Genomic DNA, 11,927 nt, shown 5'->3' with positions numbered 1-11,927 from the left:
GTCCCCGGTCTAGGGGCGGTCGACCCGGACACCGGCCTGTACGCTTGGTGCATGGCGCTTGGTCGACCCTCCGTCCTGCCCGATCGTGTCCCCACCGTCCGCGAGCTGCTCGCCACCGGTGGCCGGTCGTTCTCCTTCGAGTTCTTCCCCCCGAAGACCGACGAGGGCGAGCGGCAGCTCTGGAAGGCGATCAGGGAGCTGGAGTCGCTGCGGCCCACGTTCGTCTCGGTGACCTACGGCGCCGGCGGCTCGACCCGCGACCGCACGGTCGACATCGTCGAGCGCCTGGCCCACGACACCACGCTCACCCCTGTGGCGCACTTCACGGCGGTCAACCACTCGCTGCGTGAGCTGCGTCACCTGGTCGGCCGCTTCGCCGACGCGGGCGTGCGCAACATCCTGGCCGTGCGCGGCGATCCGCCCGGCGACCCGACCGCCGAGTGGGTGCGCCACCCCGAGGGCGTGCTCTACGCCGAGGAGCTGGTGCGGCTCATCCGGCAGGCGGGTGAGTTCTGCGTGGGCGTGGCGGCGTTCCCGTACAAGCATCCGCGATCGCCGTCCGTCGAGTCCGACACCGACTACTTCGTGCGCAAGTGCCGCGCGGGCGCCGACTACGCGATCACCCAGATGTTCTTCCAGGCCGACGACTACCTGCGGCTGCGCGACCGGGTGGCGGCCCAGGGCTGTGACACGCCGATCATCCCGTGCATCATGCCGGTCACCCAGATGAGCACGATCGCGCGTTCGGAGCAGCTGTCGGGGGCGCCGTTCCCGTCCGACGTGGCGGCCCGCTTCGAGGCGGTCGCCGACGACCCGGCCGCGGTGCGGGCGCTGGGCATCGAGCACGGCGCGGAGCTGTGCCAGCGGCTGCTCGACGAGGGCGCGCCCGGGATCCACTTCATCACGTTCAACCGGTCCAGCGCGTCGCGCGAGGTGTTCCAGCGCCTGACGCCGGTCGCCGCCACCGCCTGACCCCGTACAAACGCCCCGTACAAAGCGGTGCCCGTCACCCGCCCGCAGGGGGACCGGGCGGGTGACGAGCAAGGGGTGGTATCCGGTAGGTAACGTGTCCGTCACTTTCTGTCACCAAGATGCCCGGCGGCATGCTCAGGCAAACCCGTCAAGCCCAGGGCTTTACCCGCGGTGACGTGCGACGCGTTCAGTCGAGGGGGAGTGGGCGGCCCACGATGGCGTACTCCTCGTGGCCGCCGGGGAAGACGAAGCGGGTCAGCAGGTCGGTGAAGCCCAGGCCGGCGTAGAGGTGGCGGGCGGCCGTGGGGCGGTCGTGGGTGGACAGCACGGCCGAGCGTTCGGGGCGGCCGGCGCACAGGGTCCTGATCATGGCCCGGCCGATGCCCTTGCCCTGGTGATCGGGGTGCACGTGGATCTCGGCCAGCTCGAACGCGTGGCCCATCCAGGCGTGCGCGGCCTCCTCGCCGGCCTCGTCGGCCAGCGCCCTGCTCACCACGTCGTGCCACCACTGGCCGGTCGCGCCGCGGAATCCGTAGGCGAAGCCGACGATCCGGGGGCGTTCCGTGCCGGTCGGGTCCCGCAGCTCTGCGAAATAGCACTGGAAATGGGGATATGTCCCGTGATTTCGCATGATGGTCTTGCGGCCGGAGATCTGCTCGGGGGGCGGGTTCATCGCCGCCGTGTAGATGTCGATCACCGTGTCCAGGCGCTCGGTGAACTCGGCCGGGCCCGCCCCGCGAAACTCGATCACCCGTCGCACATTACTCGACGTCGACCGCGGTGCCCCCGGTGATCGTCACCAGCTCCTCGAACGTCGTCGGGAAGACCGTCAGCGGGTGGCCGCCGGCCGCCCACACCACGTCGTGCTTGCTCAGCCAGTTGTCCACGAGGGTGCGGACCGGGGCCGGATGGCCGACCGGGGCCACGCCGCCGATCGGCTGACCGGTCGCGGCCCGGACGAACTCCGGCGTGGCCCGGCGCACCCGGGCGACGCCCGCCGTACGGGCGATGAGCTCGACGTCCACCCGGTGGGCGCCGCTGGTCAGGACCAGCAGCGGCGCGCCGCCGGCGTCGAAGATCAGGCTGTTGGCGATCGCCCCCACCTCGCAGCCGAGCTGGGCGGCCGCGGTCGCCGCGGTCGGCGCCTTCTCGGGCAGGACGACGATCTCCCCGGCGGCCCCCACCGCGCGCAGGGCGGCCTCCACGACGACGGCGTTCGCCGGCAACTTCTCAGACATGAGGACACTCTAAACAGGTTGACCGCCTTATTACCTGTTCGTGGTGGGTGGTGTAGGGTCCATCGATCCGGAGTGTTCGTGACAAAAGAGGTGGTACCGGTGGGGGCTCGACGGCTGCCCGGAGTGGCTGCTCTTCTGACGGCTGGGGCCGTCGTACTCACGGGCTGCGCGCAGACGGTCACACCCGCCGCGCCGACCGGCCTGATCGGTACGGCGAGCACCCCCGGCACCGCGGGGGCCAAGGCGGGCCCGGCGGCGGCATCCGTCACCGCACCCGTCACGGCGCCCGTATCGGCGCCGCGCAAGACGCTGAAACTGGGCGCCAAGGGCGAGTCCGTCACCTGGCTGCAGCGGCGGCTGACCGCCCTGGGCTACCTGCCCGGCAAGGCCGACGGCAGTTACGGCGGCACCACCCTCGCCGCCGTCTGGGCCTTCCAGAAGGTCAACGGCATCACCCCGACCAGCACGATCGCCCGCAGGACGTGGGAGGCGCTGGAACGGCCGAAGAGCCCGAAGGTCCTGGTGGCCAACGGCAAGCCGACCCGCGCAGAGGTCAACCTGACCAAGCAGATCATGGTCCTGTACGTCGGCGGCCAGGTACGGCTCATCACCCACGTCTCCTCCGGCAGCGGCGTCCCGTACTGCGAGACGACCGCCTGGCAGGGCAAGGAGCAGCGCTTCTGCGGCTCGGCCCGGACGCCGACCGGCGACTACCGCACGACCTGGCGCGCCGGCGGCTGGCACAAGTCCTACCTGGGGCAGCTCTACAACCCGATCTTCTTCAACGGCGGCATCGCCTTCCACGGCGCGCTGTCGGTGCCGCTCTCCCCGGCCTCGCACGGCTGCGTGCGCATGCCGATGAACGTGGCCGAGGTGCTGCCCGGACTGCTCGGCAAGGGCGTTCCGGTGCACGTGAGAGGTGCGTTCAGGCGCGCATAACGTCCGCATAACCGGATCCGGTGACGGCCGGGTTATCCGCCTCTTGCTGGACTTCCCCCGACTTCTAGGGGGATTCCATGGCGACGACGTCCATAGTTCGTGTTCCGGCCCCTGCTCCGCACGTGCGGCGCGGGGGCCGGTCGCTTCTGCGGTGGGCATTGGCGATCGGGTGGGTGGCGCAGGTCGTGCTGCGGCTGTGGTTGTACCGGCAGCACACCGGGCCCGTGGCCAACCCGGACGAGACCGGGTACCTGCTCGCCGCCCGGTGGCTGACCGGCGGGCCCGGGGCGGATCTGACCGGGTTCACCTTCTACCAGGGGGGTTATCCGCTGCTGCTGGCGCCGGTGTTCTGGGTCACGCGTGACCCGGTGGTGGCGTACCGGCTGGTGGTCGTGGTGGGGTCGATGGTGGCGGCGGGGGCGTTCCCGCTGGCGTACCTGCTGCTGCGGCGCCTGGGGGCGGGCCGTCGGGCGGCGATGGCCGCGGCGTTCGCGGGCGGGCTGTCGCCGTCGCTGCTGCTGTTCTCGGGGCTGGCGCTGGCCGACGCGATCCTGCCCACGCTCGTCCTGGCCTGGCTGGTCGCGCTGCACGACCTCGCGGCCAGAGGGTCGGCCGGGGCGGGGGTGCTGGCGGGCGGGCTCGCGGGGTTCGCCATGACGGTGCACCTGCGCGGCACCGTCGTCCTGGCGGTGACCGTACTGGCCATGCTGGCCATGACGGCGCTGCTCCCGGCGCGCCGCCGGGCGGCCGTGGCCGGGCTGGTGACCGCCGTGGTGGTCGCGGTCGCCGGGACGGTGCTGAACCGGGCGCTGTCCGCGGCGCTGTACCCCGGCGGGCCGCGTGACCTGTCGGGCATCCTGGCCGGACGGCTGGCCGGGCTCGACGGGCAGGCGTGGGCGCTGGCGGGGGCGGCCGGGCAGCTCTGGTACCTGGTCGTCGCGACCTGGGGGCTGGCCGGGGTGGGGATCGCGGGCGCGGTCGCCGTCGTGGCCAGGCGGTCCGCGCCGGGGCCGCGGCGTTTCCTCGCGGCCGTCCTGCTCGTCACGACCCTGGGCATCGCGTACGCCTCCTCGGCCGCGCTCCCCGACGAGCACCGGGTCGGCAACTACGCCTACGGCCGCTACCTGGCCTGCGTGGCGATCGCCTGGACGCTGGCCGGGCTGCTCGTGCTGGCCCGAGCCGGCCGCCGGGCCGTCGTGCGGCACGCCCTCGCGGCGGCCGGGCTGCTCGCGGTGACCGGCGGCGTGGTCGTCCGGTACGCGGGGGACCGGCTCCAGCGGTACGCGTTCATCGCCTTCGACTTCCCGGAGGTGATCTTCCTCACCCGGGTGCGGGACTCCTTCGACCTGGTCGCCGCCTCCGCCGTGACGCTCGCCCTGCTGGCGTGCCTGACGGGAGCGGCCCTCCTGACCGCCCGCAGGGCCTGGCCGGCGGTCGTGGCCGCGCTGGCGTTGACCAACGTCGTCTTCGCCGCCGATCTGGCGCCGAAGTCCGCGCCCGCCGCCGGGCCCGACTGGCTGCCCGTCCTCACCGGGCCAGGACGGGTGGCCGTGGACCGGCAGGTGAAGTGGAACGTCCGGGCCCTGCTGGCCTACCGCGTGTCCTGGACCGAGATCGAGCACTTCGACCGTACGCCGCCGGACGGCGTCTGCACCGCCGTCGTCCCGCCCGACGCGGGGCCGCCGCCCGAGGGGTGGACCGCGACCGGCGCGGGCGGCGCCCGGCAGGGCTGGACGACCTGGGTCGACGCCCGCTGCCCCGGCGGCACGTCACCGCGGGGGAGCTGAGGCCGTCCGTGCCTCGCTGTGCGCACGGACCATGCCCACCGCCTGGGCCAGGGCGGCCACCACCACCAGCAGGGAGGAGGCGTACTGCCACGGCGGGAGCGCGTCCTCGAAGGCGACATCGTCGTAGAACCCGGCCAGCCTCGGCGCGGGGTTGTAGACGGCCGCCATGACCCCGAGCGTGTACGGCAGGATGAGGACGCCCGACAACACCAGCAGCGCGCCGCGCCGCCGGGTCGCGCGGCGGAGCAGCAGGCCCACCACGGCGAGCCCCACGGCCGCCACGGCCGCCACCAGCGCGACGCCCCGCGTGATCCACCAGAGGTCCGAGCCCAGCGACGACAGCCCGCCGGACGTGATCCGGCCACCGGGGTCGCCGGCGCGCGCCTGCGAGGCCGTGCGGAGGGCCGCGTAGTTGACGGCCGCGTACGCCGCCACGAGGACCGGCCCCGACAGCAGCAGCACGAGAGTGCCCGTCCGTCCCCGCATCGATCCCCCTCGCGTCGCCGCCCCGTACGGCCGGTCCGTCCGCAGCCCGGCACCGCGCGGTCAGCCTGCCAGACGCGAGCCGTCGCGCGCCACCCCGGGACGCCGGGACGCCGGGGCCCCGGGTCAGCGGGGAAGGCCGTGGACGGCGACGTCGGCCGCGCGGCGGGCGGCGTCGCGGGCCTGCTCCACCGGGAGGCCGTCGATGAGCGTGGTCATCACGGCCAGCTTCACCGCGCCGATCAGCGACCCCACGGCCGCCGCCGCCTCGACCCGGTCGAGCCGGCCGGGGAAGGCCGCCGACAGCGCCGCCGCCAGCCGGAGCTGGCTGTCGAACAGCAGGTGCAGCGCCCGCGCCTGCAGCGGCGGCTCGCGCATGATGAGCTCCAGCCGCAGCGTCGACTGTTCCGACCAGCTCTCCCGGCCGTCGTCCGACGTCGACAGCGTGTCCTCGATGAAGTCGCGCAGCAGGTCGGCCGGCGTCTGGCCGGGAGCCGGCGCGGCCAGGTACGCCAGCGCGCGCTCGATCTGCTGCTCGGAGTCGTAGAAGAGCACGTCCTCCTTGCCGGCGAAGTAGCTGAAGAAAGTGCGGGTGGAGACCTCGGCGGCGGCGGCGATCTCCGCCAGCGTGGTCTCCTCGTAGCCCTTCTCACTGAACAGCCGGAGCGCGGCCTCGATCAGCGCCCGGCGCGTGCGCTGCTTCTTGCGCTCCCGCAGTCCTACCATGACGGAACTCTACACCGGTAAACGAATTTCATGCATTGAAATTTTGCATCGATTGAGGTTTTCTGGAGGGGAGCTCGGAAAGGAGCCAGCATGTCAGACCTGACCTTTCCCATCGCCCGCCAGCAGCCGTTCGATCCGCCTGAGGAAGCCACGGCCCTGCGACAACAGGGCGCCATGCACCGCCTGACCTTCGCCGACGGCCACCTCGGCTGGCTGGTCACCGGCTACTCGGCCGCCCGCTCGATCCTGGCCGACCCCCGCTTCAGCAACCGTCCGGAGCGGCTGCACCCCGTGGTGCCCGCCCGGATGCAGCTCCAGCGGGACGTGCCGCCCGGGTTCTTCCTGCGCATGGACGCGCCCGAGCACACGCGTTACCGCAAACTGCTCATGGGGCAGTTCACCGTCCGGCGGATGAAGGCGCTCGAACCCAGGATCGAGGAGATCACCCACTCCTGCCTGGACGCCCTGCAGGCCGCCGGGCCGCCCGCCGACCTGGTGGAGTCCTTCGCGCTGCCGATCCCGTCGCTGGTGATCTGCGAGCTGCTCGGGGTGCCGTACGAGGACCGCGTGGAGTTCCAGGAGGCCACCAAGATCCTGGTCAACCTGGAGACCAAGGCCGACGACGCCCTGGCCGCGTTCTCCAGGATCGGGGCGTACCTGTCGGAGCTGATCGGGCGCAAGCGGTCGGAGCCGGCCGACGACCTGCTCAGTGGGCTCGTCGAGGACCTGAACCACGAGGAGCTGACCGGGGTCGCGTTCCTGCTCCTGCTGGCCGGGCACGAGACGACCGCCAACATGCTGGGGCTGGGGACGTACGCGCTGCTCACCAACCCCGGCCAGCTCGCCGCCATGCGCGACGACCCGTCGGTGGTGGAGAACGGCGTGGAGGAGCTGCTGCGCTACCTCACGATCATCCATCTCGGCCCGGTGCGCAGCGCCCTGGAGGACGTCGAGGTCGAAGGTCACCTCGTCAGGGCGGGGGAGTCGATCGCCCTGCACCTGCCCACCGTGAACCGGGACCCCTCCCGCTTCCAGGACGCCGACCGCCTCGACCTCCAACGGCCGGCCGGCGGGCACCTGACGTTCGGCCACGGCATCCACCAGTGCCTCGGGCAGCAGCTCGCCCGGGCCGAGATGCGCATCGCGTACCCGGCGCTGCTGCGGCGCCTGCCTGGCCTACGCTTGGCCGTATCACCCGAGGAGGTGCCGATGCGCTCGGACATGAGCATCTATGGAGTGCACCGCCTCCCTGTCACTTGGTAGGTCACGATGAAGATCACAGCGGATACGACGGTGTGCATCGGGGCGGGCATGTGCGCCCTGACGGTGCCGGAGGTGTTCGACCAGAGTGAGGACGAGGGCACGGTGGTGCTGCTGCGCGAGGTGCCCGAGGAAGGGCAGGAGGAGGCCGTGCGGCGTGCGGTGTCCTTGTGCCCGTCGGGGGCCATCTCCGTCTCCTGAACCGCCCCCCGCCCGCCCCGCCGCCACCGCCTCCGGTGGCGGCGGTTTCGTGTGCGGCGGCCCGGGCCTCGTGGGGGCCTTCTGGGGGCCGGACGCCACCCGCAAGGGATCGCGCGCGAACAGGGTGACGTCACGCGCCGGATCGATCACTTCGATCCTTGGTCATCGAACCTGTGTTCGTGGAACAGGTTGACACCGAGCGTGATCGAAATTATGTTCGACCTAGTGGCGGTGAGGCTCGCGGCTCAACGTCACCCCAGGACCTGGTCGCGGGCCGTTCGCTTCCCCAAAGCGATCCCCGCGGCCGGGTTCCACGGGCGAAGGGCGCGTCCTCGTCGTCGGCGGAGACGAGTGGGCGTGTCCTGGCCGGACGGGGAGAGGGGAAGCTCCTCGTCCGGCCGGCTCGGCGGAAATGTCGGTGGCGTCTGCAAGTGTTGACCTCACCGGCGGAGACGCCGGCCGCCGCCCACGACTCCAAGGAGGCGCGCAAGATGGCACCACGGCCTAGAGAAACACCCGGGCCCCGGCTGTCGCCTGCGGTTCGGGCACACTTGACCGATTCACGTTCCTGCCTGGCGGAGGCGACCGCCGCCCGCACCCCGGCGTCCCGATACGTGGCCGCTCACCTGGCGGCTCTTCGGGCGGCTGCGGCGATCCTGGCCGCCCGTCCCCGTCCCATGGAGGGCCGCAGGCGCCGTCTGCGCAGCGCGTGGGAGTTGCTGCCCGAGGCCGAGCCCCACCTTGCCGAGTGGGCCGCCTACTTCTCCGTGAGCGCCGCCAAGCGCGCGGCCGCGGAGGCGGGCGTGGTCCGCGGCATCAGCGCGGCCGACGCCGCCGAGATCCTGGCCGAGGCCGAGACCTTCGTCTCCACGGTGGAAGAGCTGCTCGGCGTCCCCGTCCAGGCCCAGCTTCCCGTGGACGTCCCGCTGGCAGGCTGACCCCGCCGTCCGGCTCTCCGGGCGACGCCGCCGAGCGGAGAAGTGCGGGTGGCGGGGTCTAGCGGCGCGAAGAGGCAGGCAGGGCGGCTGTGGCCTTGACGCATGCCCAAAAGCGGGCGCGGCTTCGGTGGGCTCCCGGCGCTGTCGTTTCCCCGGGCGTTGTTCGTGATAGCGGGTTATCGGGGTAAAAGGGCGTAATGTCCGTGTATCGGGCCGAAGAATTCCCAGCCGGTACGGCGGAGGGCCCGCCAGGGGAATTGGCGAGCCCTCCGGTGGTGAAGCGGTAGGTCCTAGAACGACTCGACGGCCCGGCGCGCCTCGGCGTCGAGCACGCCCCAGCTGATGAGTTCCTCGGTCAACTCGCTGGGCGACTTGTCATAGATCACAGCCAACGAACGCAGGTCCTCCTGGCGGATCGACAGGACCTTGCCGTTGTAGTCGCCACGCTGGCTCTGAATGGTGGCGGCGTAACGGGCGAGCGCCCCGGCCTTCTCCTTCGGCAGTGTCGCCAGGCGCTCCAGGTCGATCACAAGCTTGGGAGTGGGCCCGAGCGGACTCGGAGCGGCGCCCCCGGGCAGCAGCTCGGAGACAGGCACTCCGTAGAAATCGGCAAGCTCGGCAAGCTTCTGCACGGTCACGGCTCGGTCGCCACGCTCGTAGGAGCCCACGACCACGGCTTTCCACCGGCCGCGCGACTTCTCTTCGACTCCATGCAGGGACAGCCCCTGCTGGGTGCGGATGGCGCGGAGTCTTGCACCCAGCGACTTTGCGTACTCAGACGGCATCGTGTGGCCCCCCGGCTCTCGTATGTAGCGCTCTCAGTAGATTGTGCTCCCTTGCGGCATATGCCCCAGCCACCGGGGGGTACAGTGCCAGGCTCGGCACCATCGGTAGCCGTGGCCCTGGGTTTACCCCAGAACGCCGCGCGGTGTGGTTACGCACAGTGACGGTAAAGGGGTGGGAGCCTAAGGTCAAGCTGATTGGAAAAAAGATGCCGAATCCGGTCCGGGAGGGAACGCAACAAACGCCCCTCTTGTACCGATGGCAACACTACTTCGTCATAGTTTGACGAGTGAAATCGAGCGTCAGGTCTCGCGGGTCAAAATCATGACCGGGCAGGTCGCGGCCTGGACGATCTTGATGGACGTGTCGCCCAGGAAGACCCGCCGCAGCGGCCCGGCGTCGCTGGAGGCGCACACGAGCAGTTCCCCGGGCAGCCAGGTGGTCGTGCCGAGCGCCTGTGCCACGTTCCGGCCCTCAAGGAGCTCCACCTCGACCTGGAGCCTGCGCCGCTGCCCCCGGGCCGCGGCACGCAGGTCCGCGGCGGCCTGGTCGCGCAGCCGGACGAGCATGTCCTCCTCGATCTGCACGCGACGGCCGGTCCTGACCACCAGCGTGACCAGCCGCAGCGGGATGTCCAGGGTGACCGCGGCCTTGGCCGCGCCCTTGACGGCGGCGTCGGCGCCGGGCCCGCGGCGGTAGGCGACCGTGATGCGCTCGAACGCGGCCGGCGGGTCGTCGCCGTAGCCGCGCGGGGCCAGCAGCACGGGCACCGGCGAGGAGTGCAGGAGCTGGTCGGCGGTGCTGCCGACGGTGATGCGGGACCGTCCGCCGCCGGGCGCCGAGCCGATCACCACGACGTCGGCGCCGCGCCTGCGGGCCACCTCCACCAGCCCGCGCCCGCTGCCCCTGTTGGTCTGGCGGACGTACTCGACCTGGTCGCCGGCCAGCTCGCGGGCCTGCGCGAGCGCGGTCTCGGCCTGCTCGCGCAGGTAGGAGCGCCAGGCGCCCTCGTCGGCGCGGGCGGGGCCCGGCGTGGTGGTCACGGGCGGCTGGACGGTCGCCACCGTCAGGCTCCCCCCGGTCTGCCGGGTCAGCAGAACGGCCAGCGCCAGCCCGTCCCTGCCGCGTGGCTCGGCGATGTACCCGGCCAGCACCTTCTCGAACTTCATGTCACCGCACCTCGGCACTCAGCCGCGAATGCCCGTAGCCGTACAGGAAATAGCAGATCAGGCCGACCAGCATCCACAGGCCGAAGGCGGCCCACGTGACGCCCGCCAGCCCGGCCATGACGATGACGCAGAAGACCGCGCCGAGCACCGGGGTGAGGGGGAAGAGCGGCGTACGGAAGCTGCGCGGCAGCTCGGGGCTGCGGTGGCGCAGGACCAGCACGCCGACGTTGACGATGAAGAAGGCGAACAGCGTGCCGATGCTGGTGGCCTCGGCGAGCTGGCCGAGCGGCACCAGCCCGGCCAGGACTGAGATGAACAGGGCCACGATCAGCGTGTTGGCGACCGGCACCTGGTGACGCGGGTTCACCCGCTGGAAGATCCGGGGGATGAGCCCGTCGCGGGACATCGCGAACAGGATGCGGGTCTGGCCGTAGATGACGGTGAGCACGACGCTGGCGATGGCGATCACCGCGCCGAAGGAGACGATCACGCCGGGCCAGGTGGCGCCGGTGGCCTGGTCGACGATCTGCGACAGGCTCGCCTCGGTGCTCTCCGGGGCGAACTCGGTCCACGGCTTGGCCCCGATGGCGGCCACGGCGACCAGGACGTACACAGCGGTGACGATGAGCAGGGACAGCAGGATGGCCAGGGGCAGGTCGCGCTTGGGGTTCCTGGCCTCCTCACCGGCGGTGGAGGCGGCGTCGAAGCCGATGTAGGAGAAGAACACCTGCGAGGCGGCGGCCGTGATCCCGGCCACCCCCAGGGGGGCGAACGGGGTGAAGTTCCCGGTCTGGAACGCCGTGAACGCCACCACGCAGAAGAACACCAGCACCGCGATCTTGATCAGCACGAACACCGCGTTGGCCCTGGCCGACTCCGAGGCCCCGTAGAGCAGCAGCCAGGTGGCCAGGAGCACGATGAGGATCGCGGTGACGTTGACGACGCCGCCGTCCTGGCCGGGGGAGCGGGTGATCGCCTCGGGCAGCGTCCAGCCGAACAGGCTGCGCAGGAACGCGTTGAGGTACTCGCCCCAGCCCACGGCCACGGCCGCGACGGACACGGCGTACTCCAGCATCAGGCACCAGCCGCACACCCAGGCCACCAGCTCGCCCAGCGTCGCGTACGCGTAGGAGTAGGACGACCCGGACACCGGGATCGTCCCGGCCAGCTCGGCGTACGACAGGGCCGAGAACAGCGCCGTGATCGCCGCCAGCACGAACGACAGCACCACCGCCGGCCCCGCCTTGGGCACCGCCTGGCCGAGGATGACGAAGATGCCGGTGCCGAGCGTGGCGCCGACGCTGAACAGCGTGAGCTGCCACAGCGTCATCGTGCGCCGCAGCTCGCCGCCCTCGCCCTGCCCGCCCTCGGCCACGATGCGCTCGGTCGGCTTGGTGCGCAGCAGCCGTGCGGCCAGTGTCACGTCGGTCT

13 protein-coding genes are annotated in these 11,927 nt (G+C 71.8%); 6 read left to right on the top strand and 7 right to left on the bottom strand.

The genetic code is table 11. From position 1 onward, the window contains the following. The first annotated feature begins 51 nt into the window (after window positions 1–51). Window positions 52–972 (top strand): methylenetetrahydrofolate reductase [NAD(P)H], encoded by a 921-nt coding sequence (metF, locus tag AB0J97_RS21470; RefSeq protein WP_357705317.1) that lies wholly within the window; start codon window positions 52–54, stop codon window positions 970–972. A 187-nt stretch (window positions 973–1,159) separates the two neighbouring features. On the opposite strand, the gene AB0J97_RS21465 is transcribed toward metF, so the two are convergent. Together AB0J97_RS21465 and AB0J97_RS21460 are read right to left on the bottom strand one after the other, a co-directional pair. Then, window positions 1,160–1,723, bottom strand: coding sequence for a GNAT family N-acetyltransferase (locus tag AB0J97_RS21465; protein WP_357705318.1), 564 nt, complete (start codon window positions 1,721–1,723; stop codon window positions 1,160–1,162). Between the two features lie 10 nt (window positions 1,724–1,733). After that, a complete protein-coding gene (locus AB0J97_RS21460; RefSeq protein WP_364091253.1) occupies window positions 1,734–2,210 on the bottom strand; it encodes a YbaK/EbsC family protein in 477 nt (158 codons plus the stop codon). Window positions 2,211–2,309: 99 nt separating this feature from the next. On the opposite strand from AB0J97_RS21460, the gene AB0J97_RS21455 reads away from it, so the two are divergent. Then, complete coding sequence (locus tag AB0J97_RS21455; protein ID WP_364091251.1) at window positions 2,310–3,149, top strand: L,D-transpeptidase family protein; 840 nt, start codon at window positions 2,310–2,312, stop codon at window positions 3,147–3,149. A gap of 158 nt (window positions 3,150–3,307) precedes the next feature. After that, window positions 3,308–4,936 (top strand): hypothetical protein, encoded by a 1,629-nt coding sequence (locus AB0J97_RS21450; protein WP_364091249.1) that lies wholly within the window; start codon window positions 3,308–3,310, stop codon window positions 4,934–4,936. On the opposite strand, the gene AB0J97_RS21445 is transcribed toward AB0J97_RS21450, so the two are convergent. Both AB0J97_RS21445 and AB0J97_RS21440 read right to left on the bottom strand, forming a co-directional pair. Continuing rightward, window positions 4,919–5,422, bottom strand: a complete 504-nt coding sequence (locus AB0J97_RS21445) for a hypothetical protein (protein ID WP_364091247.1) — start codon at window positions 5,420–5,422, stop codon at window positions 4,919–4,921. The two genes, AB0J97_RS21450 and AB0J97_RS21445, sit on opposite strands and share 18 nt — an antisense overlap. A gap of 123 nt (window positions 5,423–5,545) precedes the next feature. Next, on the bottom strand, window positions 5,546–6,145 hold the full coding sequence (locus AB0J97_RS21440) for a helix-turn-helix domain-containing protein (protein WP_364091245.1): 600 nt from the start codon (window positions 6,143–6,145) through the stop codon (window positions 5,546–5,548). 90 nt (window positions 6,146–6,235) lie between these two features. Here AB0J97_RS21440 and AB0J97_RS21435 point away from each other — a divergent pair, with 90 nt between their 5' ends. The 3 genes from AB0J97_RS21435 (at window position 6,236) to AB0J97_RS21425 (ending at window position 8,544) form a co-directional block, all read left to right on the top strand. Continuing rightward, window positions 6,236–7,408 carry a cytochrome P450 gene (locus AB0J97_RS21435; RefSeq protein WP_364091242.1) on the top strand — a complete coding sequence of 391 codons (1,173 nt, stop codon included), beginning with the start codon at window positions 6,236–6,238 and terminating at the stop codon, window positions 7,406–7,408. 6 nt (window positions 7,409–7,414) lie between these two features. After that, on the top strand, window positions 7,415–7,606 hold the full coding sequence (locus tag AB0J97_RS21430; RefSeq protein WP_357705325.1) for a (4Fe-4S)-binding protein: 192 nt from the start codon (window positions 7,415–7,417) through the stop codon (window positions 7,604–7,606). A gap of 551 nt (window positions 7,607–8,157) precedes the next feature. Continuing rightward, on the top strand, window positions 8,158–8,544 hold the full coding sequence (locus AB0J97_RS21425; protein WP_357705326.1) for an SAV_6107 family HEPN domain-containing protein: 387 nt from the start codon (window positions 8,158–8,160) through the stop codon (window positions 8,542–8,544). Between the two features lie 290 nt (window positions 8,545–8,834). On the opposite strand, the gene AB0J97_RS21420 is transcribed toward AB0J97_RS21425, so the two are convergent. The 3 genes from AB0J97_RS21420 to AB0J97_RS21410 form a co-directional block, all read right to left on the bottom strand. Then, entirely contained in the window at window positions 8,835–9,329 is a 495-nt protein-coding gene (locus AB0J97_RS21420) for a transcriptional regulator (RefSeq protein WP_026214021.1), read from the bottom strand. 300 nt (window positions 9,330–9,629) lie between these two features. Next, window positions 9,630–10,496: a universal stress protein gene (locus AB0J97_RS21415; RefSeq protein WP_364091238.1), complete on the bottom strand. Its 867-nt coding sequence runs from the start codon at window positions 10,494–10,496 to the stop codon at window positions 9,630–9,632. Between the two features lies 1 nt (window position 10,497). Beyond that, window positions 10,498–11,919, bottom strand: a complete 1,422-nt coding sequence (locus AB0J97_RS21410; RefSeq protein ID WP_364091234.1) for an amino acid permease — start codon at window positions 11,917–11,919, stop codon at window positions 10,498–10,500. Window positions 11,920–11,927 lie beyond the last annotated feature (8 nt).

Source organism: Nonomuraea sp. NPDC049607, from assembly GCF_040675375.1.
Classification (GTDB): domain Bacteria; phylum Actinomycetota; class Actinomycetes; order Streptosporangiales; family Streptosporangiaceae; genus Nonomuraea.
Note: the sequence above shows the minus strand (reverse complement) of the source record. Positions and strands in the feature narration are given on the sequence as shown.

Bases quoted from the DNA above. Each gene is read 5' to 3' on its own strand.
- AB0J97_RS21430 (WP_357705325.1), top strand. From the start codon at position 7,415: ATGAAGATCACAGCGGATACGACGGTGTGCATCGGGGCGGGCATGTGC.
- AB0J97_RS21415 (WP_364091238.1), bottom strand. From the start codon at position 10,496: ATGAAGTTCGAGAAGGTGCTGGCCGGGTACATCGCCGAGCCACGCGGC.
- AB0J97_RS21420 (WP_026214021.1), bottom strand. From the start codon at position 9,329: ATGCCGTCTGAGTACGCAAAGTCGCTGGGTGCAAGACTCCGCGCCATC.
- AB0J97_RS21440 (WP_364091245.1), bottom strand. From the start codon at position 6,145: ATGGTAGGACTGCGGGAGCGCAAGAAGCAGCGCACGCGCCGGGCGCTG.
- metF (WP_357705317.1), top strand. From the start codon at position 52: ATGGCGCTTGGTCGACCCTCCGTCCTGCCCGATCGTGTCCCCACCGTC.
- AB0J97_RS21445 (WP_364091247.1), bottom strand. From the start codon at position 5,422: ATGCGGGGACGGACGGGCACTCTCGTGCTGCTGCTGTCGGGGCCGGTC.
- AB0J97_RS21460 (WP_364091253.1), bottom strand. From the start codon at position 2,210: ATGTCTGAGAAGTTGCCGGCGAACGCCGTCGTCGTGGAGGCCGCCCTG.
- AB0J97_RS21435 (WP_364091242.1), top strand. From the start codon at position 6,236: ATGTCAGACCTGACCTTTCCCATCGCCCGCCAGCAGCCGTTCGATCCG.